This is a genomic window from Vitreoscilla massiliensis (assembly GCF_001457815.1).
Lineage (GTDB): Bacteria > Pseudomonadota > Gammaproteobacteria > Burkholderiales > Neisseriaceae > Vitreoscilla > Vitreoscilla massiliensis.
Genome location: NZ_LN898217.1, coordinates 13,991 through 36,094, shown reverse-complemented (window position 1 = coordinate 36,094; position 22,104 = coordinate 13,991). Strand labels below are relative to the sequence as shown.

The 22,104-nt window shown below is 52.3% G+C and carries 19 protein-coding genes and 1 other RNA gene; 14 read left to right on the top strand and 6 right to left on the bottom strand.

Annotated features, from left to right (window positions below):
• Nucleotides 1–7: 7 nt before the first annotated feature.
• Complete coding sequence (gene ftsY / locus BN3003_RS02370; protein WP_082625532.1) at nt 8–1,324, bottom strand: signal recognition particle-docking protein FtsY; 1,317 nt, start codon at nt 1,322–1,324, stop codon at nt 8–10.
• A gap of 477 nt (nt 1,325–1,801) precedes the next feature.
• Here ftsY and BN3003_RS02365 point away from each other — a divergent pair, with 477 nt between their 5' ends.
• The 3 genes from BN3003_RS02365 (at nt 1,802) to BN3003_RS02355 (ending at nt 5,250) form a co-directional block, all read left to right on the top strand.
• On the top strand, nt 1,802–3,133 hold the full coding sequence (locus BN3003_RS02365) for a M16 family metallopeptidase (protein ID WP_058305138.1): 1,332 nt from the start codon (nt 1,802–1,804) through the stop codon (nt 3,131–3,133).
• Nucleotides 3,133–4,491 (top strand): M16 family metallopeptidase, encoded by a 1,359-nt coding sequence (locus BN3003_RS02360; RefSeq protein ID WP_082625502.1) that lies wholly within the window; start codon nt 3,133–3,135, stop codon nt 4,489–4,491. The genes BN3003_RS02365 and BN3003_RS02360 overlap by 1 nt, the downstream gene beginning before the upstream one ends.
• 297 nt (nt 4,492–4,788) lie before the next feature.
• Nucleotides 4,789–5,250: a DUF4442 domain-containing protein gene (locus BN3003_RS02355; RefSeq protein ID WP_082625501.1), complete on the top strand. Its 462-nt coding sequence runs from the start codon at nt 4,789–4,791 to the stop codon at nt 5,248–5,250.
• A 216-nt stretch (nt 5,251–5,466) separates the two neighbouring features.
• Here BN3003_RS02355 and BN3003_RS02350 read toward each other — a convergent pair whose 3' ends face one another.
• From BN3003_RS02350 to BN3003_RS02340, 3 genes are all read right to left on the bottom strand, one after another.
• Nucleotides 5,467–5,766 carry a hypothetical protein gene (locus BN3003_RS02350; protein WP_058305137.1) on the bottom strand — a complete coding sequence of 100 codons (300 nt, stop codon included), beginning with the start codon at nt 5,764–5,766 and terminating at the stop codon, nt 5,467–5,469.
• Between the two features lie 221 nt (nt 5,767–5,987).
• A complete protein-coding gene (locus tag BN3003_RS02345; protein WP_058305136.1) occupies nt 5,988–6,521 on the bottom strand; it encodes a response regulator transcription factor in 534 nt (177 codons plus the stop codon).
• Nucleotide 6,522: 1 nt separating this feature from the next.
• Nucleotides 6,523–7,746: a sensor histidine kinase gene (locus BN3003_RS02340; RefSeq protein ID WP_058305135.1), complete on the bottom strand. Its 1,224-nt coding sequence runs from the start codon at nt 7,744–7,746 to the stop codon at nt 6,523–6,525.
• Nucleotides 7,747–7,896: 150 nt separating this feature from the next.
• Here BN3003_RS02340 and BN3003_RS02335 point away from each other — a divergent pair, with 150 nt between their 5' ends.
• From BN3003_RS02335 to BN3003_RS02325, 5 genes are all read left to right on the top strand, one after another.
• Nucleotides 7,897–9,294, top strand: a complete 1,398-nt coding sequence (locus BN3003_RS02335; RefSeq protein WP_058305134.1) for a cytochrome ubiquinol oxidase subunit I — start codon at nt 7,897–7,899, stop codon at nt 9,292–9,294.
• Nucleotides 9,295–9,304: 10 nt separating this feature from the next.
• A complete protein-coding gene (gene cydB, locus BN3003_RS02330; RefSeq protein WP_058305133.1) occupies nt 9,305–10,309 on the top strand; it encodes a cytochrome d ubiquinol oxidase subunit II in 1,005 nt (334 codons plus the stop codon).
• A 10-nt stretch (nt 10,310–10,319) separates the two neighbouring features.
• Entirely contained in the window at nt 10,320–10,427 is a 108-nt protein-coding gene (locus tag BN3003_RS18305; protein ID WP_199822537.1) for a DUF2474 family protein, read from the top strand.
• A 167-nt stretch (nt 10,428–10,594) separates the two neighbouring features.
• Nucleotides 10,595–10,943: RNase P RNA component class A (gene rnpB / locus BN3003_RS04040), an RNA gene on the top strand.
• Between the two features lie 247 nt (nt 10,944–11,190).
• Nucleotides 11,191–12,558, top strand: coding sequence for an NAD(P)/FAD-dependent oxidoreductase (locus BN3003_RS02325; protein ID WP_058305132.1), 1,368 nt, complete (start codon nt 11,191–11,193; stop codon nt 12,556–12,558).
• Nucleotides 12,559–12,646: 88 nt separating this feature from the next.
• Here BN3003_RS02325 and BN3003_RS02320 read toward each other — a convergent pair whose 3' ends face one another.
• Together BN3003_RS02320 and BN3003_RS02315 are read right to left on the bottom strand one after the other, a co-directional pair.
• Nucleotides 12,647–13,369 carry a hypothetical protein gene (locus BN3003_RS02320; RefSeq protein WP_058305131.1) on the bottom strand — a complete coding sequence of 241 codons (723 nt, stop codon included), beginning with the start codon at nt 13,367–13,369 and terminating at the stop codon, nt 12,647–12,649.
• Between the two features lie 150 nt (nt 13,370–13,519).
• A complete protein-coding gene (locus tag BN3003_RS02315; RefSeq protein ID WP_058305130.1) occupies nt 13,520–14,086 on the bottom strand; it encodes a GNAT family N-acetyltransferase in 567 nt (188 codons plus the stop codon).
• Nucleotides 14,087–14,193: 107 nt separating this feature from the next.
• Between BN3003_RS02315 and BN3003_RS02310 the strand changes: the two genes are divergently transcribed.
• The 6 genes from BN3003_RS02310 (at nt 14,194) to BN3003_RS02285 (ending at nt 22,070) form a co-directional block, all read left to right on the top strand.
• Entirely contained in the window at nt 14,194–14,676 is a 483-nt protein-coding gene (locus BN3003_RS02310; RefSeq protein WP_058305129.1) for a GNAT family N-acetyltransferase, read from the top strand.
• A 257-nt stretch (nt 14,677–14,933) separates the two neighbouring features.
• Nucleotides 14,934–15,884 (top strand): DUF3829 domain-containing protein, encoded by a 951-nt coding sequence (locus BN3003_RS02305; protein WP_058305128.1) that lies wholly within the window; start codon nt 14,934–14,936, stop codon nt 15,882–15,884.
• 564 nt (nt 15,885–16,448) lie between these two features.
• Entirely contained in the window at nt 16,449–19,961 is a 3,513-nt protein-coding gene (locus tag BN3003_RS02300; protein WP_058305127.1) for an indolepyruvate ferredoxin oxidoreductase family protein, read from the top strand.
• 207 nt (nt 19,962–20,168) lie between these two features.
• On the top strand, nt 20,169–20,741 hold the full coding sequence (locus BN3003_RS02295) for a hypothetical protein (RefSeq protein WP_058305126.1): 573 nt from the start codon (nt 20,169–20,171) through the stop codon (nt 20,739–20,741).
• A 208-nt stretch (nt 20,742–20,949) separates the two neighbouring features.
• A complete protein-coding gene (locus BN3003_RS02290; RefSeq protein ID WP_058305125.1) occupies nt 20,950–21,417 on the top strand; it encodes a hypothetical protein in 468 nt (155 codons plus the stop codon).
• Nucleotides 21,418–21,605: 188 nt separating this feature from the next.
• Nucleotides 21,606–22,070: a hypothetical protein gene (locus BN3003_RS02285; RefSeq protein ID WP_058305124.1), complete on the top strand. Its 465-nt coding sequence runs from the start codon at nt 21,606–21,608 to the stop codon at nt 22,068–22,070.
• Nucleotides 22,071–22,104: the final 34 nt, after the last annotated feature.

The following is a 22,104-nucleotide window of genomic DNA, read 5'->3' as shown; positions in this document are numbered from 1 at the left end:
CCGCTTATCAATCGCCTAACAAGGCTTCAGCATAATCACGCGCATTGAAAGGACGCAAATCCTCAATGCCCTCGCCCACACCGATAAAGCGGATGGGAATCGGACGGGTCTTGGCTAAAGCCGCAATCACGCCGCCTTTGGCAGTGCCATCGAGTTTGGTCAAAATCAAGCCGGTCAAACCCAAGGCATCGTCAAACGCAATCACTTGGTTGACCGCGTTTTGGCCGATATTGGCATCAAGTACCAAAATCACCTCGTGTGGTGCGGTGTCCATCGACTTTTGCATCACGCGCTTCACTTTTTTGATTTCTTCCATCAAGTGCAATTGCGTTGGCAAACGGCCGGCGGTATCGGCGAGCACAATGTCGGTGCCGCGCGCTTGCGCCGCGTGCATGGCATCGAAACACACGGCAGCGGAGTCGCCTGTGGCTTGTGAAATCACGGTGACGTTGTTGCGCGCACCCCATTCAATCAATTGCTCACGCGCCGCGGCGCGGAAGGTGTCGCCCGCCGCCAACAACACCGATTTGCCTTGGCGTTGGTAATGGGTGGCGAGTTTGCCTATGGAGGTGGTTTTGCCAGCGCCGTTCACGCCTGCCATCATGATGACAAACGGTTTGGCATCGGCAGGGATTTCCAATGGCTGCTGCAATGGTGCAATCAAATCGACCAAAGCGTCTTTCAAAGCCTCGCGCAATTCTTGCGGATTTTTCAAACCTTTTAAGCTTACACGTTGGCGCACGTCTTCCAACAAATGCTCGGTGGCTTCCACGCCCATGTCGCTGGTGAGGAGTACGGTTTCCAATTCTTCGTACAAGTCGTCGTCGATGTCGGCACCGCCGAACACGCCGGCCAAGGATTTGCCCAATTTGTCGCGCGATTTGCTCAAGCCTTGTTTCAAACGCGCCGTCCAGCCGCTGGCTTGGCCGGGTTCAAAGTTTTGATTCGGGTCTTGCTGTACCACAGGCGCGGCCGTTGCCACCGGAGCCGCGGTCGGTTTGACCACAATTTCCTTGTCTTCGGCAACAATATTGCGCGTCCAGTTTTGGGTAAAGAACGAGGTTTCTTCTGTTGCAGCTTCGGTGGTGTTGCTGGTTTCAGCCTCGTCTAAATGGCCGCTTAAGGCTTTGTTCGGGGCAATGCCGCGTGCCCAACCTTGTGGTTCTGTGGTTTTGGCTGCGGTGTCTGTCTCAGTGGCGATTTCATCTGCTGCTTCGATAGCAAGCTCTGCTGTTGGTTTTTCTGCCGCTGCTGCGTTTACAGGCTGCATGTCCTCAAGCACGGGTGCAGCTGTGGGGGCTGGTGTCGGCATGGCAGTAGGCATCACCGTAGGAGCCACGGTCGGTGCGGCTGTCGGTGCTGCGGTGGCTGCCACTGTAGGCGCAGGCGTTGGCGCAGGCGTCACTTCGACTTCAGGCTCGGCAATAGGTGCGGCAACAGTGGATTGTGCAGGTGTTGCAGGGGCAGCAGTGGCCGCTGGCGCATCCAAATCATCGAAGCGCAGCGCATTCACACTCTCGGGAACTTGTTCTGGCTCAGTAATGACAGTGGCAACTTCTGCCACAATCGGTGTTGCGCTAGGTTCAGGTTTGTTAACAAGGCTGTCCTGTGCTTCCTGTGGCACTTCTTCCTTGTTAGAATCATTTGCTTCTGGCAAGAGGGACTCTTGCTCTAATTCCGGTTGTTTTTGTTCCGGTTCGGATTTTTTAAATTTTTTCTTAAAGAAACTGAACATGAGGGCTTTCAATCAACATATATGCTTGAGTAACACCTATTGTAGCGTAAAAATCAAGGATTAATCATGTCTCTAAGAGTTTGGACGTTGGCATTGGCCTGCGCAGCGATCAGCGCCCCTGTTTTCGCTGAAACCCTCAGCAAAACATTGGACAATGGCTTGAAAGTCATCGTGCGCGAAGACGCGCGTGCGCCGGTGGTGGTGACGCAACTGTGGTACAAAGTCGGCAGCGTCGACGAACAAGCGGGCAAAACCGGTTTAAGCCATGTATTGGAACACATGATGTTCAAAGGCACGCCCAGCGTTCCTTCTGGCGAATACTCCAAACGCATCACCGCCATGGGCGGCGAACTCAATGCCTATACCAACCGCGATGAAACCGTGTATTACCAAACCGTGGCCAAGCAACACTTGCCTGAAGTGTTGCAAATGGAGGCCGATCGCATGGTGAATTTGGGTTTTAGCAACAAAGACTATGTCAATGAATTGGAAGTGGTGAAAGAAGAACGCCGTTTGCGCACCGACGACAGCCCTTCAGGCCGCTTATACGAAAAACTGTACCAAACCGCCTTCAACACCAGCGGCAATAAATCGCCGATTATTGGTTCTATGGACGACTTGACCCACATGACTGGCGATGATGCGCGTGCGTGGTATCAGCGCTGGTACGCGCCCAACAATGCCACCATGATCATCGTCGGCGATGTGAATGCCAAACAAGCGATAGACCAAGTGGAACGCGCTTTTGGCGGCTTAAAGCCGTCGAAATTGCCGAGCCGCGCCTTGCCAGCCGAGCCCAAACAAACCCAAGAGCGCAGCGCCGAAGTGTCGGCGCCATCGGAGTTGCCCATCGTGGCTTTGGGCTACCAAGTGCCGCAATTGAAACAATTGGACGACAAACTGCCATATGCGCTCGATACCTTGGCCGATGTGCTCGATGGCAATGCCGCCAGTCGCATGGAGAAAAATTTGGTGCGGGCCAAACCCATCGCCTTGTCTGCTGGCGCTTCGTATTCGCTGCTTACCCGTGCAGACACGCTGTTTGTATTGTCTGGCGCGCCAGCGCAAGGCGTGAGCGTGCCGCAATTGATTGCCGCTTTGAAAGGTGAAGTGGCCGACATCGCTAAAAACGGCGTCAGCGAAGAGGAATTGGCGCGCATCCGCAACCAGCGTGAAGCCTCAGAAACCTATGCCAAAGATTCCATGTCCACCCAAGCCTCATTGATGGGCGATTTGGAAAGCAAAGGCTTTAGCTACCAAAACGAAGACGAAGTGCGCCGCCGTTTGAACGCGGTGACTGCGGCCGAAGTGCAGCAAGCAGCGCAATTTTTAAGTGATGAAACCGTGACCCAAGTCATCTTAAAACCCGAAGCCTTGAACCAAAAAGGAAGCAAATAATGAGATACACCCCTACCTTATTGGCCTTGGCTGTGTGCAGCATGGTCGCTGTTGCTCATGCTGACACCATACCTGCTACCCCTTTACAAGCCGCTTCTCCCGTAAAAAGCCACAACATCAACATTCAGCGTTGGCAAATGGACAATGGCGCCAAAGTATTGCTGGTGGAGCGGCATGAGCTGCCGTTGGTCGACATAGACGTGGCCTTCGATGCCGGTACGCGCCGCGATGCCGCCAACAAAATCGGCGTGGCCGATTATGCCGGCGCCTTGATGGACATGGGTGCGGGTGATTTGTCGGAAGAAGACATCCGCAAGCAAAGCAGCGATTTGGCGGTAACCGTGGCCAGTTATGCGGGTCTGGAGCGCTCCGGTGTGCGCATCCGCAGCCTGAGCGAGGCCAAGACTCTGCAGCCGACGCTGGCCTTGGCCAACACCATTTTGACTAAACCACGCTATGAAGCGGCGGTGCTCAAGCGCGAACAAGACCGTTCGGTGTTGTCGCTGAAGCAAAACGAAACCAATCCGCAGTTTTTGGGCAACCGCGCCATGACGCGCTTGAATTATCCCAAACATCCATATGGTTACAGCGCTTGGGAAAATGAAAAAACCATCCGCGCCATCAAGGTAGCGGATTTGCAGCGTTTTCATGCGCAGTATTTCCGCCCACAAACCGCCGTCATTTCCATTGTTGGTGACATGAACCGCAGTCAAGCCGAACAAGTGGCCACCACGCTGTTAGCTGGTTTGCCGCAAGACAAAATCGCTTTGGCACCGATTGCGGCCGTACCGGTAAAAGGCGGCCAAACCACGGCCATTGCCCATCCCGCCAGCCAAGCACATTTGGCCTTGGGCTTGCCGGTGTTCACGCGTGACGATCCGGATTATTTCCCCTTGCTCATCGGCAATTACACCTTGGGTGCCGGCGGCTTTGACAGCTTGTTGATGCAAGAATTGCGCGACAAACGCGGCTATACCTATGGCGCGGGCAGCAGCTTGGAGCCTTTGCAGCAAAAAGGCGAATTCAGCATCAACATGAGCACCAAAAAAGCCAGCGCCACCGATGCCTTGAAAGTGACCAAAGAAGTGGTGAGCGCCTATGTGGCCAATGGCCCGACCGAGGCGCAATTGCAACAGGCCAAGGCCAACATCATCGGCGGCTTCCCGATGCGTTTTGACACCAATGCCAAGCTGTTGTCATGGTTGGGCACCATTGGCTTTTACAATTTACCCAGCGACTATTTGGACACTTACACCCAAAAAGTGAATGCTTTGACCACAGCACAAATCCGCGAGGCTTGGCAGCGTCGCATCAAGGTCAACGACTTGAATGTGGTGGTGGTGGGTGGTGAAAAATAAGCCAGCATTGATGTAAGCGTTCGCTAGCTGTGACGTATTGAATCAAGCGGCCTGTAAACCTTTTTAAATGGTTTACAGGCCGCTTTTGTATGCTTTTCGCCGAGATAAAGCAAGGTTTTAGTGGTTTTGCATCAAAATTGTGCTTGTCTTGCGCCCACACATTGGCGGTATCATCGGCATGGATTAGAGTATGACTCAGGTTTGCGCCGCGTAGTTGGCACAGATTGACACCGCCGCGCCATAACCGTACGCCACACACATTATTACCCCAGCCTATGTCTACAGGAGCACAGCCAGATGCAAGCTTTCAGCGTCGAACATTTTAACCACATGGTCAAAGAGCAATTGCCGGCCGCCGATTTTTGCGGCGTGGCCGTCACAGCCATCAATGCCACCCGTTGCACCGTCAGCATGACCCACCAACACGCCAACCAAAACCCGTTCGGTTCGATTTACTTTGCCGCCTTGGCAATGGCAGCAGAATTGTCCACCGGCGCGATGGTCATCCGTGCAGTGAACACTGCGCCGGAAGCGATTTCGATGCTGGTGCTGAATCAAAATGCCAATTTCAGCAAAAAAGCCCGCGGCACCATCACCTTTACCTGCGAGCAAGGCGGCTTAATCGCCGCGGCGATAGACGAAACCATACAAACCCGTGAGGGCGTGACGCTGTGGCTGCAAGGCACAGGCGTGGACGAAGACGGTGATGTGGTGACGACGATGAATTTTGAATGGACGCTTAAGGTGAAGAATCCATAAGTATTGTTAGCTATGGATTGAAACCATACAAAAGCGGCCTGTAAACGGATTTCAATGGTTTACAGGCCGCTTTAGTGCGTATTGAGAATTGTGGTTTTACTGCGCTGGTTTGAATCTGCCCACTGTGGTTAGCTGTTGCTGCTTTGTCTTAGATGTGCGAGCGGCTATGGATAGCAGTGGGCATTTGTCACCCGCTCTGAGATTGGCGACCGATGCCTAGCTCAAGACCCGAATCAAAGCCACCGGCAGGATGAGCATGCTGGCAGGGAAAAGCAGCAATATCAGCCACCACAGGGCAACATTGTCGGTGAAATGGTCGAGTAAAAAATAATACAGCCAAAAAATCAGTCCCATGATGACGGCTGAAATCAATACTGGCAGCAAAGGCGTGCCAAACAACAGGCTCAGCAGCGCATTGATGCCGGTTAACACTGCGGCATAAAACCACGGCTGTTTGGGTTCGGAAGTTTGGGCTTGCCACCACGCCAAAGCGAACATTAAAAACACCAATAGCATTTCTCACTCCCCTTAAAAAATAAAGTAAATCAACTACATGATAACAGTATATTGACTGCTTATTGAACCAGAACATCAGCAAGAGCACAGCTGCCAATACAATGCAGGACACAAGAGATGACAAGCGGCCTGTAAACCATTGCAATGGGTTTACAGGCCGCTTTGATATTGATGACTACCGTGCAGCCAGTGTTTCAAAACATTGTATGGTGTCGTGTTTGCTATTTCTTCACCGGATGTTTTTGCAACATCCGTTGCAGCGTGCGTCTGTGCATGTTCAGCGCGCGGGCGGTGGCGGAGATGTTGCCATCGTGTTCTTCTAATACGCGCTGCAAGTGTTCCCACGTCATGCGTTTCAGTGATAAGGGGTCGCTTTCCAGCGGCGTTTGCGCCAAGGCGGCTGGCGCTTCGGCCTCTTTGAAAAAGCAATTCAAAATCGTGTCGACATCGGCAGGCTTGGGCAGGTATTCACAAGCGCCGAGTTTGATGGCGCTGACGGCGGTGTTGATGCTGGCATAGCCGGTGAGGATGACGATTTTGGTGGCGGGAAAGCGTTGGTGCAATTCGGGCAATAATTTCAGGCCGCTGTCTTCGCCCAAATTCAAATCCAAGATGATGCCGTCGCCACCATCGTTTAAGGCCAAGGCGGCGGCGGCGTTTTCGCACCAAGTGAGGCGGTGGCCGAGCCGCTCCATGCTGCGGCCAAGCAAGCGGGCAAACGTGGCATTGTCATCGATTAAAATAAAATGGCTCATATCAGTTGAGCGGCAAGCTGATGACAGCCCGCACGCCTCCTTGTTGTTGGTTGGACAGGCTGAAGCTGCCGCCCAGTTTTTCAAACGTGGCATGCGATAGCTTCATGCCCAAACCCAAACCCGATGGTTTTTGCGATGGCAATGCACTGAGGCCTGCCCATTCCAATTGCGCTTGTGGCAGCGAACCGCTGCGGTTGATGATTTCGATGTGTAAGGTGTTTTCCGCGACACTGGTCATCACTTCGACGCGATTATCGCCTGCATCGGCGGCATTGTTCAAAATATTGAACACCGCCGGCCACAATAAGGGGTCGACCACCATCGTGGTTGGTGGTGTTTGCTGCTGTTGCCACTCGACTTGCACTTGCGGGCGCAGGTTTTGCCAGCGGGCTAAGTGGATGGCAAACGCATCCTCAAACACCACTTGTGACGGTTCGCGTTTGGCATCGCGGCGCAAGCTGTGCAAGATGTCGGTGCATTCTTCCAGTTGCGTGCGCATCAGCGCCAAGTCTTCGGCGTCTTCGGCGTGTGCGTTCTGGCGCAATTCGTCCAGCAGCAAATACAGATTGTTCATTGGTGTCGACATTTTGTGCGCCAAATTGGCGGCATTCATGCCCAGCCACAACATGTTTTCATCGCGCATTTGGTTGCGATAGGCCAAGCGCAGCAATACCTCGCGCTCTTTCAAGCTGTGCATCAACCACGTGACCAACACGCAAATCAAGGTACTGATAAGGCCAAACGTCAGCCACATGCCGATGAAGTGCAGCTGCAAATTTTGGTGCAGCCAATGCGCGTTGACGATGGGTAGGTGGAAAAAGTAAATCAGCAAATACAAGGCGATGGTGATGGCGCTGAGCGTCCATGCAAAGCGTGCAGAACACATCAAGGCGGCGAATAAGACCGGCACCAAATACAAAAACGTCAGCGGATTGCTGGCGCCGCCAGTGAGAAACAGCAGTTCCGACAGCGACCACAAATCCAAACACAAACCGATGGGGATGCTGATGGCAGGATTGGCATAAGCGCTTTTTTGCCACAGCCAAATCAGACCATTGCCTATGGCCAAGGTGGCGATGGCTTGCGCAATCAACACATGCGGCAGCGGCACTTGTGCGCCCCAACACACCGCCCATAAACCGGTAGCCAGCAGGATAAACAGCCAGCGGATGTGGATATTCAATTGCGCCAAGCGCTCTTCATCTAACAGCAAACTCTTAATCATGTTTTAACACATTGAATTTCAAATTAAAAATAAGTGGTGCGGCAATATGTCGCATTGTTTACAGGCCGCCTTCTGACAATAATGGCCAGCAACAATTGATTTACATCAAATGAGTAACCTTAAAACAACAACACACGAGGAACACACATCATGTTTGATTGGGACGCATTGATGCTGGCGCGCATACAGTTCGCGTTTACCGTATCGTTTCACATCATTTTTCCGTCGATTACCATCGGCTTGGCCAGTTTTTTAGCGGTATTGGAAGGCTGTTATCTCAAAACCCGCAAACCAGTGTACAAGCAATTGTATCTGTTTTGGAGCAAGATTTTTGCGGTGAATTTTGGCATGGGCGTGGTTTCGGGTTTGGTGATGGCATTTCAATTCGGCACCAACTGGAGCGGCTTCTCTGAATTCGCCGGCAGCATTACCGGCCCTTTGCTCACGTATGAAGTGATGACGGCCTTCTTTTTGGAGGCGGGTTTCTTGGGGGTGATGTTGTTTGGTTGGAACAAAGTCGGTCCGCGTTTGCACTTCTTTGCCACTTGCATGGTGGCTTTGGGCACGCTGATGTCGACTTTTTGGATTTTGGCTTCCAATTCTTGGATGCAAACCCCGCAAGGCTACATCATTGAAAACGGCGTGGTCGTGCCCACCGATTGGTTGGCCGTCATCTTCAATCCTTCTTTCCCTTACCGTTTGGCCCACATGGCAATCGCCGCCTTCATTACCAGCGCCTTATTGGTGGTCGGCACCGGCGCTTGGCATGCACTCAAAGGCAGACGCGATGCGGCGGTGAACAAAATGCTGTCGATGGGTTTGGGGTTGCTCATTGTGTTGGTGCCGTTGCAAGTGGTGGTGGGCGACATGCACGGCTTGAATACCTTACAACACCAACCGGCGAAAATTGCCGCCATCGAAGGCCATTTTAAAAATGAGGGCGATGAGCCGACGCCGTTAATCTTGTTTGGCTTGCCGAATATGGCTGCCGAAGAAACCCAATACAAAGTGGAAATTCCAGCCTTGGGCAGCCTGATTTTGACCCACAGCTTGGACAAACAAGTGCCGGCTTTGACCGAGTTTGCCAAAGAAGACCGCCCCAATTCCACCATTGTGTTTTGGTCGTTCCGCATCATGGCCGGTTTGGGCATGTTGATGTTGTTATTGGCACTGTGGGGCAATGTGTTGCGTCGTGGTCAGCGTTGGGGCCACAAGCCTTTGTTCTTGCGCTTTGCGGTGTTGATGGGGCCATCGGGCTTGCTGGCGGTATTGGCCGGTTGGTTTACCACCGAAGTGGGTCGGCAGCCGTGGGTGGTGTATGGGGTACAGCGCACCGTGGATGCGGTGTCGGGTCATGGCGCGCTGCCGATGACCATCAGCTTGGCGGTGTTCATCGTCATTTACTGTTCGGTGTTTGGCGTGGGCACATATTACTTGCTGCACATGCTCAAAAAAGGCCCAGACGATGGTTTGCCACCAGAAACCACTGACATGATTGCCGCTTCTGGCCATGTGGCTGTGGCACGCGACACCCACTCACAACATTAAGGAGACCAACATGGGATTGGATTTGGTTTTGATATGGTTTGTCATCATCGTGTTTGGGGTGTTGATGTACATCATCATGGATGGATTTGACTTGGGCATAGGCATCTTGATGCCGTGGACGAAAAACATGGCCGAGCGCGACACCATGGTCAATACCGTGGCGCCGGTGTGGGACGGCAATGAAACCTGGTTGGTTTTGGGCGGTGCGGCCTTGTTTGGCGCGTTTCCACTGGCGTATGCGGTGGTGCTCGAAGCCTTGATGATGCCGCTGGGCTTGATGCTAATCGCGTTGATTTTTCGCGGTGTGGCGTTTGAATTTCGCTTTAAAGCCATAGAAAGCCACCGCGCATTTTGGGACAAGGCCTTTATTGGCGGCTCCATCGTGGCAACGTTTTGCCAAGGCGTGGTCGTTGGTGCTTTGGTGCAAGGCTTGCAGGTTACAGGCCGCCATTACAGCGGCGGTGCGTTCGATTGGCTCAGCCCATTCAGCCTGTTTTGTGGCGTGGGTTTACTGGCCGCTTATGCCTTATTGGGTGCGACATGGTTGATGATGAAAACCGAGGGCGAGTTGCATGTCAAAGCGCAGCAATGGAGCCGACGCTTGGCGGTATTGTTGTTGCTGGCGATGGCCATCGTCAGCGTGTGGACACCGCTGCTCGATGCCGATATTGCCGCGCGTTGGTTTGATTTGCCCAATCTGTGGTTCTTCTTACCTGTACCCGTATTGGTGTTGGCAGCGGCATGGGGGATACACAAAGCGATTGCGCAAAACCTGCATGTGGCGCCATTTTTGCTCACTTTGGGGTTGATATTTTTGGGCTTCAGCGGCTTGGGCATTTCGATATGGCCGAACATCATTCCACCCAACATCAGCATTTGGCAGGCAGCGTCCAGCTTACAAAGCCAAGGCTTTATGATTTTGGGTACTTTGTTGATTTTGCCGATTACCTTGGGCTATACCGCTTGGTCGTATTATGTGTTCCGCGGCAAAGTGGTCGATGGTTATGAACATTAAGGAGACAAGCATGCAACGGTATCTGTGGTTGGTGGGCATTTGGATGGCAAGCATCGCCGCGCTCAGCGTTTTTACCTTATTGTTTAAATTGTTAATGCGTTGGGCAGGTTTGTCTTAATGAGGATAAATCTCTGCATAAGCTGTGGATAAGCTGTGAATTATGTGGATAACTTATGTATAAGGTGGATAAATCAGGGTTTTAAGGCAGTGACAACCCATGTGTTACCTTGAAGATGCGGCCTGTAAAATGTTCAGGCCGCATTCATGTTATAATGAACGCGCATTACAGTATGCCAGACAGTCGCCGCGTGGCAACACGGGGAGGAAAGTCCGGGCTCCACAGAGCAGAATGCCAGCTAACGGCTGGGCGTCGAAAGGCGACGGAAAGTGGAACAGAAAGCAAAACCGCCGATGGCCTTAGGGCACAGGTAAGGGTGAAAAGGTGCGGTAAGAGCGCACCGGGCACTTGGCAACAAGGCGTCGCAGGCTAAACCCCATTCGGAGCAAGACCAAACAGAATCTGTTAATGCGGCTCGCATTGGATTCGGGTAGGTTGCTTGACGGCATGAGCAATCATGTTGCTAGATGAATGACTGTCCAACGACAAAACCCGGCTTATCGGCACACTGTAATGCCCCCACATGCTGCGCATCCAATAAGGTCGCCAGACCACACAATATCGCGCAACACAGCATCCCACACATCACGAGTGCAATCCCTTTATTGATTAACGAATTGGCGGTTTTCCCGACCATGGCCGCAGCGTTTTAAACACGCAGGGCAAGGTCACGGAAATGCGCACTGTTTGCCTGTGTCATGGTTGACGCACTTGGGCAGACAGTGGTTTTCATTGTTGGTTTTTGAATCCATGAGGTGAGTCCATGCTCAAACGCAAACAAGACAATTGTTCTTTTTGGGTACAGTCTTTGGCTGAGTCGTCGTACGCGCCGCCGCAGACTGCGCCGCGCATAGCTGACCAATACGATGTCGCCATCATCGGCGGTGGTTTCAATGGCTTGTGGCTGGCCTATTATCTGAAACAAGCCGATGCCTCTTTGCGCATCGCGATATTTGAATCCCACCACATCACTTATGGCGCATCCGGTCGCAACAGCGGTTGGCTGTCGCCGCAACTGCATTCCAGCGCCCAAGTATTGCTGCAAGACGTGCACACCGACAACCAATTTGTGCGCGTGTTGCAACGCCACATGATAGGCAGCGTCGGCGAGGTATTGCGCGTGGCCGAGCGTGAACAAATAGACTGTGATGCCGAACACGGCGGCATGTTGCTGGTGGCGACCAATGCCGCGCAACACGTGCGTTTACAACGCCAACACCAACAAGAATTGGACTGTGGCTTTCAAGACGAAGAGCTGCAATTGCTGCCGCAAATCAGCGCCCAAAGCCACATACGCATCCCCGGTTTACAGGCCGCTTTGTATTACCAACACGGCGCACGCGTGCAGCCAGCCAAACTGGCGATGGGCTTGATGCAATGCGTGGAAGCCTTGGGTGTGCATGTGTTTGAAAACACGCCGGTGCAAACATGGCAAGCGGGCAAACTCCGTTTGGCCGGTCAAGACGTCGCCGCCAGCCACATCATTTGCTGCGCCGAAGCCTATGCCAATCGCTTGTTGCAAGACCAAAAAATCACCGCCATGAATGCGTCGATGTTGGTGACCAAACCGTTGCCAGAGTCGTTTTGGCAAGAATACGGCTGGCTAGAACAGTATTTGTTGGCTGACATAGCGCATCTGCCGTTTTATGCGCAAAAAACCAGCGATGGTCGCATCGCGTTTGGCGGCAGCGGCATGCCTTACCAATACGGCGGCGCCGATGCCGGCGAGGGCATACTCGACAGCGACAGCAGCGTGCATTTGTACCGCCGCTTGAGCGCCTTGTTCCCAGACTATCCGTTTGTGATTGAAAACGCATGGCGTGCATCGTTGGGCATGACCCGCAATGGCACGCCGTCGGTCAGCTTACAGCCGCAAACCGGCTTGGGCTGGATGTATGGTTTGGGCAGCATCGGTTTGGTGGCGAGCAATTTGGCCGCCCGTCTGATGGTCGATAAGATTTTGGGCAAAGAAACCGTGTTGACCACCTTGCCGTGGAATGACTATCAATGCCCAACTTGGCCAAACGAACCGTGGCGCTGGTTGGGCATACACGGCCGCTACGCCTTGGCCAGTGCCACCGACAGAGTAGAAAGCAGCCGCTATTTGCGCGGTTTTCAGCTTAAGCGTTGATGGGTCTCGTTAATCCAAAAAGTGTGAGTACATACAAATAAGCGGCCTGTAAACCAGTTACAGGCCGCTTATTTGTTGCTACAGAGGATTAGGCGTTGCGTTTCAGGTTGAGTATGGTGGTGGCCATGGATTCGGCCGCTTGACGGTTGCGTCCATATGGAATGGCAATCCAGCCTGGTGCTGAGTCGTCTTGTAATTGGTAATGAATTTCTAAAAAAATGTTTTCGGTCACTTTGGTTTTGGAACGGGAGCGGCTGCCGAAGTTATAGCCCAAACCCGAACTGCTCATGATACCAAAACTGCCACCGTGTTTGGTTTCGGTGTGTAAATGGGTTTCGCGTTCGACTTTGACATTGGTGATTTGATGAGGCTTAAATAAGGCCCGTTTGTAATGTGTGTCACGTGCGATGGCCAAGATGGCTTTTTGGGGGAGGTCTACGGCAATCAAGCCGGGTGTGGGCATGCTCCAAGCATGGCTAATTGAGGGTGAAAATTTCATCAATGACAAGCTGTTGACCATGTCTTTTTTGCGCGCCGCAAACATGATTCTGGCGATGTTCATGATGCCCCATTTGTACACGAGGCTGAACAACAAGGCCAATAAGAAAAAATACACGGCACCCCAACCAAACGCCGCCAATAAACCGTATTCCAAACCTTGTTTGATGGTGGCATAAATCAAAATCACCACAAAAATGGCTAAGGTTATTTTTATCATCCATGCCAGTGCAGAGAGGGCGGTCAATGATTTTTCGTCTTGGCTCCAGAACGCGAGTGTGTTTGTGGTAACTTGATTGTTTGGATTGCTCATGATGTTCCCTTATTAGATTTTAGACACTAATAATGGCAACTTATCTGAATTGTGCGGATGATTCAATCGTGAAATGGCATTTTCCATACAAGCGGCCTGTAAATCGTTTACAGGCCGCTTGTAGTGTGAGGCGTTAGTGTGGGTTAGGTGTCACACTTCTCTATCGGTTTGGGTTGTCCACTCCGCTTTCAGCAACGAAAAAATCTGATGGTCGATATAGCGTTGGTGCAGGAATTCATTGGCGCGGGCGGTGCCTTCATATACAAAACCCAAACGCTTAGCGATGGCGCTGCTTTTGGCATTGCCGACGCCGGCGCGGATGATGACTTTGTTCAAGGCCAAGTCTTCAAAACCATATTGGATGAGGCGGCGCAAGGCGGTGCTGACAATGCCCAAGCCTTGGTAAGCCTCGCCCAACCAATAGCCGATGTTGGCAGAGCGGTTGTTCGCTTGAAACTCATTGTAGGAAATCACCCCACAAATTTGCCCTTGGTATTGCAACAGCAAAATCAGCGCCTTGCCGTCACGATTGTGTTCTTGCGCCTTGTTTAAAAACGTGGCCACGTCCAGCGGTGTTTGCATCAAGGCTGGCCAAGTGAGCCAAGCGTTCAAATACGGCAAATTCGCTTGGATGAGGTCAAACAAAACCCGTGCATGTTCGCTGTGCGGTGGAACAAGATTCACGTCAGCGCTGATGCGGGTTGGGTATTTCAACATGGGTATCCTAGTGAGAGGGCAAAGTGGGCGCGGTGTTGAGGTGGGGGGTGTTTTGTTATGATGTGGCTTCAGCATACCTGCATTCATCTTAGACACCAAGGAATTCCATGTATTTACGCCCATTACAGCCCGAAGACAATGCCACCATCGCCGCGGTGATACGCACGGTTTCAGCCGAATTTGGTTTGGCACCCAGCCAAGGCTTTGCCGTGGCCGATGCGACTTTAGACGATTTGTATGCGGTGTACCGCCAAGACGGGGCGGCGTATTGGGTGGTGGAAAACGAGCACGGTGAGGTGGTGGGTGGCGGTGGTGTCGCGCCTTTAAAAGGAGCGGAGCACATCTTGGAAATCCAAAAAATGTATTTCTTGCCCGAGGCGCGTGGGCAAGGCTTGGCCAATACCCTTTTGTTGATGTGTTTTGCCTTTGGCATTCAAAGAGACAAGGGCGAATTTTATTTGGAAACCACCGCCAACCTCAGCCGCGCCATCGCCTTGTATGAAAAGCTGGGCTTTGAATACTTGTCCGCCCCTTTGGGCAACACCGGCCACAGCGCCGCGTGTGAAATCTACATGCACAAAGTCATTTAAGCCTCGCGGTATTGAGCAGCGGCCTGTAAACGATTTACAGGCCGCTGTTTTGATGTTGGCATGGAAGTTGTATTCATATTTCATATGCACATGGTGTTTTCGCACCAAGGAAAAACGCAGTGATTGCAGCAGATTAAGTCTGCACACATCTCTTGCACCAGTATCAATTTGAATATAGAGTCTATTGCTTTTATGCTGGCGTATTTCACAGCTTGAATGCTGAAATGCGGCGGCAAAGCCAGCGAAAGGGAAGCAGCGTGGAAACCAAAATGAAATTATGGGCGTGTTTGTGCGCCGGCAGTTTGTTATTGAGCGCGTGCGGCGGTGGTGCCGATGCGGCGAATAACGATGAGCAACAGCAAACGCAAACCCAGAGCGAGGACAGTGGCGAAGACGCAGGCAGCAGCGCCGAAGCCAAGCAAGCCGAGGCTTACAATGAGTATGTCAGCGCGCACAACAATATTGTGGGCATGTTTTACGGCAGCACCAAAGGCCTAGAGCCATTATTGGCGCAGTACAAGCGACAAAAACTCAGCACCGCCACGCCCAAAGACCCGATTATGTATTTGAACACTTCGATGTTGCGCAATATGTTGGGCAATTTGGACAGCGCCAGCAAAATCAAAGTCGGAGGCGATTTTGCTGCTTTGGAAGCGGCGGCTGGCAAGCTTTTTGCCACAGGCACACAATTGAAACAACAGGCCGACGATCTTGAAGCCTATTTCAAATCCAAGAAATTCATGGACGATGGCTATGCCAAAACCAAGGCCGACAATGCCGCGTTTGAGCATCAATGGGAAAAATTCAATGCCGAATACGAGGTGTTCAATGTGGAGCTGGGCAAAGTGGAAAAAGCACAGCGTTTGGCCAGCATAGAGCGCTTTAGCAAGGCTGGACAATTGCGCGAAGCCGCACAGGAAAAAGCCTTGATGTCGGCGAATGAAATCTTGGAATTGATTAACAGCCCAGCCGACATCAACAATGCCGACAAAATGGCGCAAGCCGATGCTCAGGTAAAAACGTTGGAAGCGGCTTTGGCCGAATTGAACGCAGCCAATGGCAAAACCAAAGACAGCGATTCGTACAAATTTGAAGGCACTTTCGATAATTTGACCGCGTTTACTGGCTATTGGCGCGAAATGAAGGCGAATAAAGACCCATCGCGCTATGAAAACATGGTCGACAGCTATAACAGCGCAGTGCGTTAATCCTCTTTCAGCATCACTGCAAAAGCGGCCTGTAAACATTTACAGGCCGCTTATTTGCACTGTAAGGCGTGAAGTGAGGGAGAGGCTGCAAATGCGTCCACATTCAGCTCAAGTGCTGCGGGTCAGGCATAAGCTGAGGAATCGGCTGCCGCAAATGTGTTGTGTCTTGGTAAAATTGCGTGAAGCGTAGTGATACTTGAGCCTCAACAATACACATCACACCGACACAATTTTTACCATCAAAATGCCGAAAATAGGCTTTTTTAGGTTAATAAACCTAGTAAAGCCCTCAACTTGTTTCACATGAAACGCCAGCCCTGTAAAAGCGGCCTGTAAACGGTTTACAGGCCGCGTTCTTTTTTGCTAAGCACACTCCAATTTTGTTGGGGTAAATGCTTGATACCGCATGTCAATCAAGACAAACTGTCCATTGCCATTGGTCACAAACCAATACAGTGGTCGACGTCTATCCGCGCCTCCCACACCCAGCGCCCTACCCATGGCGCACCACATAAAAACAATACAACGCGTGTTACCAACATGTAGTAAGAGGAGAATCATCTCATGCAATCCACCCCTGATACTCAGGCGATTAACAACGCCTTGTCGCTCGACGATAAATTCACCCAAGAACACGGTCGCATCTACATCAGTGGCATTCAAGCCTTGGTGCGTTTGCCGATGCTGCAAAAGCAGCGCGATGCCCGCGCCGGCCTCAATACTGCCGGTTATGTGTCTGGTTACCGCGGCTCGCCCTTGGGCGGCGTCGACTTGGCCTTGTGGCAAGCGAAAGAACACTTAACCAAAAACGACATCGTGTTCCAACCCGGCCTGAACGAAGACTTGGCGGCCACGGCGGTGTGGGGCACGCAGCAAACCAATTTGTACGAAACCGCCACCCGCGATGGTGTGTTTGGCATGTGGTATGGCAAAGGCCCCGGCGTAGACCGCTCTATGGATGTGTTGAAACACGCCAATGCCGCCGGCACTTCGCCACACGGTGGTGTGTTGGTGTTGGCCGGTGACGACCACGCGGCCAAATCCTCATCGGTGGCGCACCAGTCTGAGCATGTGTTGATGGCGGCGGGCATACCGGTGTTGTTCCCGTCGAACGTGCAAGAGTATTTGGATTTTGGTTTGCATGGCTGGGCGATGAGCCGCTATTCCGGTTTGTGGGTGGCGATGAAATGTGTCACCGATGTGGTGGAGTCGTCGGCTTCGGTCGAGGTCAATCCCGAGCGCGTCGACATCAAAATTCCGACCGATTTTCAAATGCCGGCCGATGGCCTCAATATCCGTTGGCCAGACACACCGTTGGCGCAAGAGCAGCGTTTGTACGATTACAAATGGTATGCGGCCTTGGAATACATCCGCTTAAACAAATTAAACCGCATTGAAATCGACTCGCCGCAAGCACGTTTCGGCATCATGACCGCGGGCAAGGCGTATTTGGATGTGCGCCAAGCCTTGGCCGATTTGGGCTTGTCGGACGAGGTGTGTGAACAAGTGGGCATACGCTTGTTCAAAGTCGGTTGTGTGTGGCCGTTGGATGCACGCGACGCGCGTGAATTTGCCACCGGTTTGGACGAGATTTTGGTGGTGGAAGAAAAGCGCCAAATTTTGGAATACGCATTGAAAGAAGAGTTGTACAACTGGCGCGAAGACGTGCGCCCGAGCGTGTATGGCAAATTTGATGAGCGCGACCACGCTGGCGGCGAATGGTCGAAACCGCGCGGCCAATGGCTGTTGCCAGCGCGCTATGAATTGTCGCCCGCCATCATTGCCAAAGCCATTGCCAGCCGCTTGTTGCGCATGGATTTGCCCGAGGAAATCACCGCCAAAATCAACGCGCGTTTGGAAGTCATCCGTGCCAAAGAACAAGAGGCGAAAGTGCCGCGCATCACAGTAGAGCGCAAGCCTTGGTATTGCTCAGGTTGTCCACACAATACCTCGACCAAAGTGCCAGAAGGCTCGCGCGCGATGGCGGGCATCGGTTGTCACTATATGGTGATGTGGATGGACAGGAATACCGAAACCTTCACGCAAATGGGCGGCGAGGGCGTGACGTGGCTGGGGCAAATGCATTTCACCCGCGACAAACATGTGTTTGTGAATCTCGGCGATGGTACCTATTTCCACTCGGGTTTGCTCGCCATTCGCGCTTCGATTGCCGCCAAAGCCAATATTACCTACAAAATCCTCTACAACGATGCGGTGGCGATGACGGGCGGTCAGCCTGTCGATGGCGTGCTCACCGTGCCGCAAATCGCGCAACAAGTGTTGGCCGAAGGCGCGGCCAAGCTGATTATTGTCAGCGATGAACCCGAAAAATACGCCGAACGCATCGGCATCCCCGACAGCGTTACCATCCATCACCGTGACGAATTCGATGCGCTGCAAAAACAAATGCGCGAAGTTGAAGGCGTGTCCATCATCATTTACGACCAAACCTGCGCCACCGAAAAACGCCGCCGCCGCAAACGTGGCACCTATCCCGACCCGGCCAAACGCGTGTTCATCAACACCGATGTGTGCGAGGCCTGTGGCGATTGCTCGGTGCAATCGAATTGCCTGTCCATCGAACCGAAACCAACTTCGCATGGCAACAAACGCCAAATTAACCAATCGACATGCAACAAAGACTTCTCCTGTGTGAAAGGCTTTTGCCCGAGCTTCGTTACCTTGAATGGCGCACAATTGCGGCCACCGAAGGTCAGCGAGCAGAAATTCGATACTGTTGGCTTGCCTGAGCCGGAATTGCCCAAGCTCGACCACGCGTATGGCATTGTGATTACCGGCGTGGGCGGCACCGGCGTGATTACCGTTGGCGCTTTGCTCGGTATGGCGGCGCATTTGGAGCAAAAAGGCGTGACCGTGCTCGACATGACTGGCTTGGCGCAAAAAGGTGGCTCGGTATTCAGCCATGTGCAAATCGCCGCCAGTCCCGAAAAAATCCATGCCACACGCATCGCCACCGGTGAAGCCGATTTGCTGCTCGGTTGCGATGCCATCGTGGCCGGCTCAGTAGAGGCCTTGTCCAAGCTGCAAAAAGGCGTGAGCCATGCCGTGGTCAACCGCGCGCCGATACCGTCGGCCGAATTCATCACCAATGCCAATTGGACTTTCCCGTCTGGCAGCATAGAACGTGAATTACAGGCCGCTTTGGGCGATGGTTGTGAGTTTTTCGACAGCAATCAGTTGGCGGTAAAACTGCTCGGTGACAGCATTTACGCCAATCCCTTGTTGCTCGGTTATGCGTGGCAAAAAGGCTGGATACCGCTGACGCGCGTGGCGATTTTGCAAGCGATGACGCTGAACGCGGTGCAAGTGGAGAAAAACAAACAGGCATTTGAATACGGCCGCCTTGCCGCCCACGATTTACACGGCTTGATGCAGCAATTGAACATCCCAACCGAAGCGCCGAAAGCGCCGACTTTGGACGACATCATCGCCGAAGAAAGCGCGTTTTTGACTGCTTACCAAAGTGGTCGCTATGCGCAGCGTTACCGCGAGGTGGTGCAGCAAGTGCGTGCCAATGAGCAGCGCGCCGGTGTGGATAAAACCTTGCCTTTGAGCACCGCCGTAGCGCGCAATCTGGCCAAATTGATGGCGTACAAAGACGAGTATGAGGTGGCACGTTTGTACAGCCGTCCTGAGTTTTTAAATAATTTGCGCCAGCAATTTGCCGGCGAACCAGGGGTGGATTACCAATTGCAATTTCATTTGGCACCACCGGCCTTGGGCAAACGCGATAACAACGGCCATTTGGTGAAACAAGACTTCCAAACCAAATGGATGTTGCCACTGTTCAAAACCCTGTCTGTGTTCAAGCTGTTGCGCGGCACGCCGCTGGATGTGTTTGGGTATACCGAGGAGCGCAAAGCCGAACGCCAATGGATAGACGATTACATTGCCGACATGCAAAAAATCAGCGCCAATCTCAATCTGCGCAACCTGCCTCTGGCCTTGGAATGGGCGCAGCTGCCACAGCAAATCCGCGGCTACGGCCATGTGAAAGAGAAGAATATGCAAGCGGCACTGCTCAAGCGTGAACATTTCTTAAAGCAAAGCCTGTGATGGGTGTGCAGCAATAGTGGATGTAATAAGCGGCCTGTAAATGTTTTACAGGCCGCTTTTAGATGTGTTTTTAGATGGATTGCTGTTATGGATTTATCCATGCAATGCAGAGCCTCAATATGGGCCATGCACAGACATGGGCAGATTTGGTATGACGACTGCTTGTGTTGGCAAGGAGTAGCTGTCCATACATGAAGGGGAAGAACCATGGTAAAACAAAGTGTGGCCGTGCTGGTCGCGGTATTGGGTTTAAGCGCGTGTCAAAATGGCGTGATTGCCACTCCGTTTGGTGATTACGGTGTCAAAAGTCGCGACGGCAATCGCGTGACCATAGGCTTTATCAATAAAAAAACGCCTCAGTTTAAGTCTAGCGCCCAAGCCAGTAAGCCAAAAATTGTGATGCCACAAGGGTTTCAAGGTCATTGGGTAACGACTTCTTACACCAAAAATTCGGCTAAGGCGTGTAAAGATGATTATTTGAGTGACGATGCGGCCAATTTGAATATTGATGTCAACAATAATCACATGAGTTTGACATTTTATGAAGAAGGCGGTGATGCTCATTGGTTGAACATGCAGCAAATCAGTGACACTCAAGTGAAAGGGACTGTCAGCTATTTGTTTCAAGGGCAAGGTGATGAGAATCCTCAGCCAGAAGCCATCGCTGTGAGCATGACCTTAAAAAATGGTGGCAAACAGTTGGCGCTCTACAACTGGGATGAGGAAAACAAAACATCTCTGTATGTGTTGTGTAGTCGTACCCCGCAGTTTTATCAGTAAACCTGTATTCACTTTAAAAGCGGCCTGTAAACCTATAAGCCAGTATTTACAGGCCGCTTTTATGCTTACTGCCTTGCCGATGTGACAGAATGCTGTGTTGTTTAATGCTGCTGGCAGTCGCATATTTTACCCAGCGGTGTTGCTGGCGTGGTGTGGGGTTGGGACTGTGTTAGGGTAAGCATCTGGGTTGGGTCATAAGGAGAAACACATGTTGAATTTGAAGAACACCGGTGCCGCTTTGGCACTGTTATTGCCCATCTTGGCATGGGCGGAGCCGTCTATGGCGCCATTTCCGGTGACGCCGCGCTTGTCTATGCCGGCGGCTTTTGATGGGCATTGGGCCTCGGCGGTGGATGTGGCCAATGCGCACAAAGTGTGTCGCCAGCAATACCAAGGTGACGATGCCGCCACCGTGCACATCGACGCCATGGGCAATCTGATGCAGGTGCAGTTTTATGAAAACACTGCGCAATTGCGCTGGCTCAGTTTGAAAGACAAAACCGCACAACAAGTGCGTGGGGTGTTGCAGACAGAGACGCGCTATGAGGGCGATGATGCCGATACCGTCTACAACGAGCCGGCGCAAATGGTGTTGCAAGCGGGTGGCCGTCAAATCCTGACCAAGAATGTGTTGCAGCGCAATACCACGCGGGTATTGGTGCGCTGCGGCTCTTAAGCTAGGGTATTTCTGGTTGATTGCATGCGGCCTGTAAATAATTTACAGGCCGCATTTGTCTGTGTCATGATGCCTATGTATTTGGTGCAAAAGCTTTTTATTCTATGTCGGTGTGTCATGCAGCCGTGTTCAGCAGTGGGTCTGGCGCGGTGGTGTCCATACTGAGGTTGATACTGAGGGGAGGCAATATGGGTGGGTTCAAACACAGGCGCGCAGGCGCCGCTTTGTTGGTCTTGATGGGATTGTTGGCCACGGCAGCACAGGCCAAAAATGTGACCATACCAGCAGGCTTTCAAGGGCAATGGGCGTATGCCGACAATGCACAACAGCGCAGCAAAGTGTGCGCGGGCAAGTACGACAGCGACGACGGTGTGATGATGTATGTGCATGCGGCCAAAAAGAGCGTCGAAGTGTGGTTTTACGAAGGCGGCCATAAAAACCGCTGGGTGAGCATACAACAGTCCACCCCGAATCACATCAGTGGCAAGGTGAGCCGAGTGTATTTGGAACCAGGTGAGCCGGTGCAAGCGGCGGTAATGGAGAACATCAGCATGACGTTGGTCGACAATGGCAAGCAATTGCAAACCAAAAACGTGTTGTCCGACCCGAAAACCGCCACCTTTTTGTTATGCAGCCGCAAAACCCAAGCTTAAGCTGCAATGGCAATATAAAGCGGCCTGTAAAGTG

Bases quoted from the DNA above. Each gene is read 5' to 3' on its own strand.
- BN3003_RS02360 (WP_082625502.1), top strand. From the start codon at position 3,133: ATGAGATACACCCCTACCTTATTGGCCTTGGCTGTGTGCAGCATGGTC.
- BN3003_RS02340 (WP_058305135.1), bottom strand. From the start codon at position 7,746: ATGATTAAGAGTTTGCTGTTAGATGAAGAGCGCTTGGCGCAATTGAAT.
- ftsY (WP_082625532.1), bottom strand. From the start codon at position 1,324: ATGCCTACTGCCATGCCGACACCAGCCCCCACAGCTGCACCCGTGCTT.
- BN3003_RS18305 (WP_199822537.1), top strand. From the start codon at position 10,320: ATGCAACGGTATCTGTGGTTGGTGGGCATTTGGATGGCAAGCATCGCC.
- BN3003_RS02350 (WP_058305137.1), bottom strand. From the start codon at position 5,766: ATGCTATTGGTGTTTTTAATGTTCGCTTTGGCGTGGTGGCAAGCCCAA.
- BN3003_RS02315 (WP_058305130.1), bottom strand. From the start codon at position 14,086: ATGTTGAAATACCCAACCCGCATCAGCGCTGACGTGAATCTTGTTCCA.
- BN3003_RS02295 (WP_058305126.1), top strand. From the start codon at position 20,169: ATGGTAAAACAAAGTGTGGCCGTGCTGGTCGCGGTATTGGGTTTAAGC.
- BN3003_RS02285 (WP_058305124.1), top strand. From the start codon at position 21,606: ATGGGTGGGTTCAAACACAGGCGCGCAGGCGCCGCTTTGTTGGTCTTG.
- BN3003_RS02310 (WP_058305129.1), top strand. From the start codon at position 14,194: ATGTATTTACGCCCATTACAGCCCGAAGACAATGCCACCATCGCCGCG.
- BN3003_RS02320 (WP_058305131.1), bottom strand. From the start codon at position 13,369: ATGAGCAATCCAAACAATCAAGTTACCACAAACACACTCGCGTTCTGG.
- cydB (WP_058305133.1), top strand. From the start codon at position 9,305: ATGGGATTGGATTTGGTTTTGATATGGTTTGTCATCATCGTGTTTGGG.
- BN3003_RS02290 (WP_058305125.1), top strand. From the start codon at position 20,950: ATGTTGAATTTGAAGAACACCGGTGCCGCTTTGGCACTGTTATTGCCC.
- BN3003_RS02300 (WP_058305127.1), top strand. From the start codon at position 16,449: ATGCAATCCACCCCTGATACTCAGGCGATTAACAACGCCTTGTCGCTC.
- BN3003_RS02355 (WP_082625501.1), top strand. From the start codon at position 4,789: ATGCAAGCTTTCAGCGTCGAACATTTTAACCACATGGTCAAAGAGCAA.
- BN3003_RS02345 (WP_058305136.1), bottom strand. From the start codon at position 6,521: ATGAGCCATTTTATTTTAATCGATGACAATGCCACGTTTGCCCGCTTG.
- BN3003_RS02325 (WP_058305132.1), top strand. From the start codon at position 11,191: ATGCTCAAACGCAAACAAGACAATTGTTCTTTTTGGGTACAGTCTTTG.
- BN3003_RS02365 (WP_058305138.1), top strand. From the start codon at position 1,802: ATGTCTCTAAGAGTTTGGACGTTGGCATTGGCCTGCGCAGCGATCAGC.
- BN3003_RS02335 (WP_058305134.1), top strand. From the start codon at position 7,897: ATGTTTGATTGGGACGCATTGATGCTGGCGCGCATACAGTTCGCGTTT.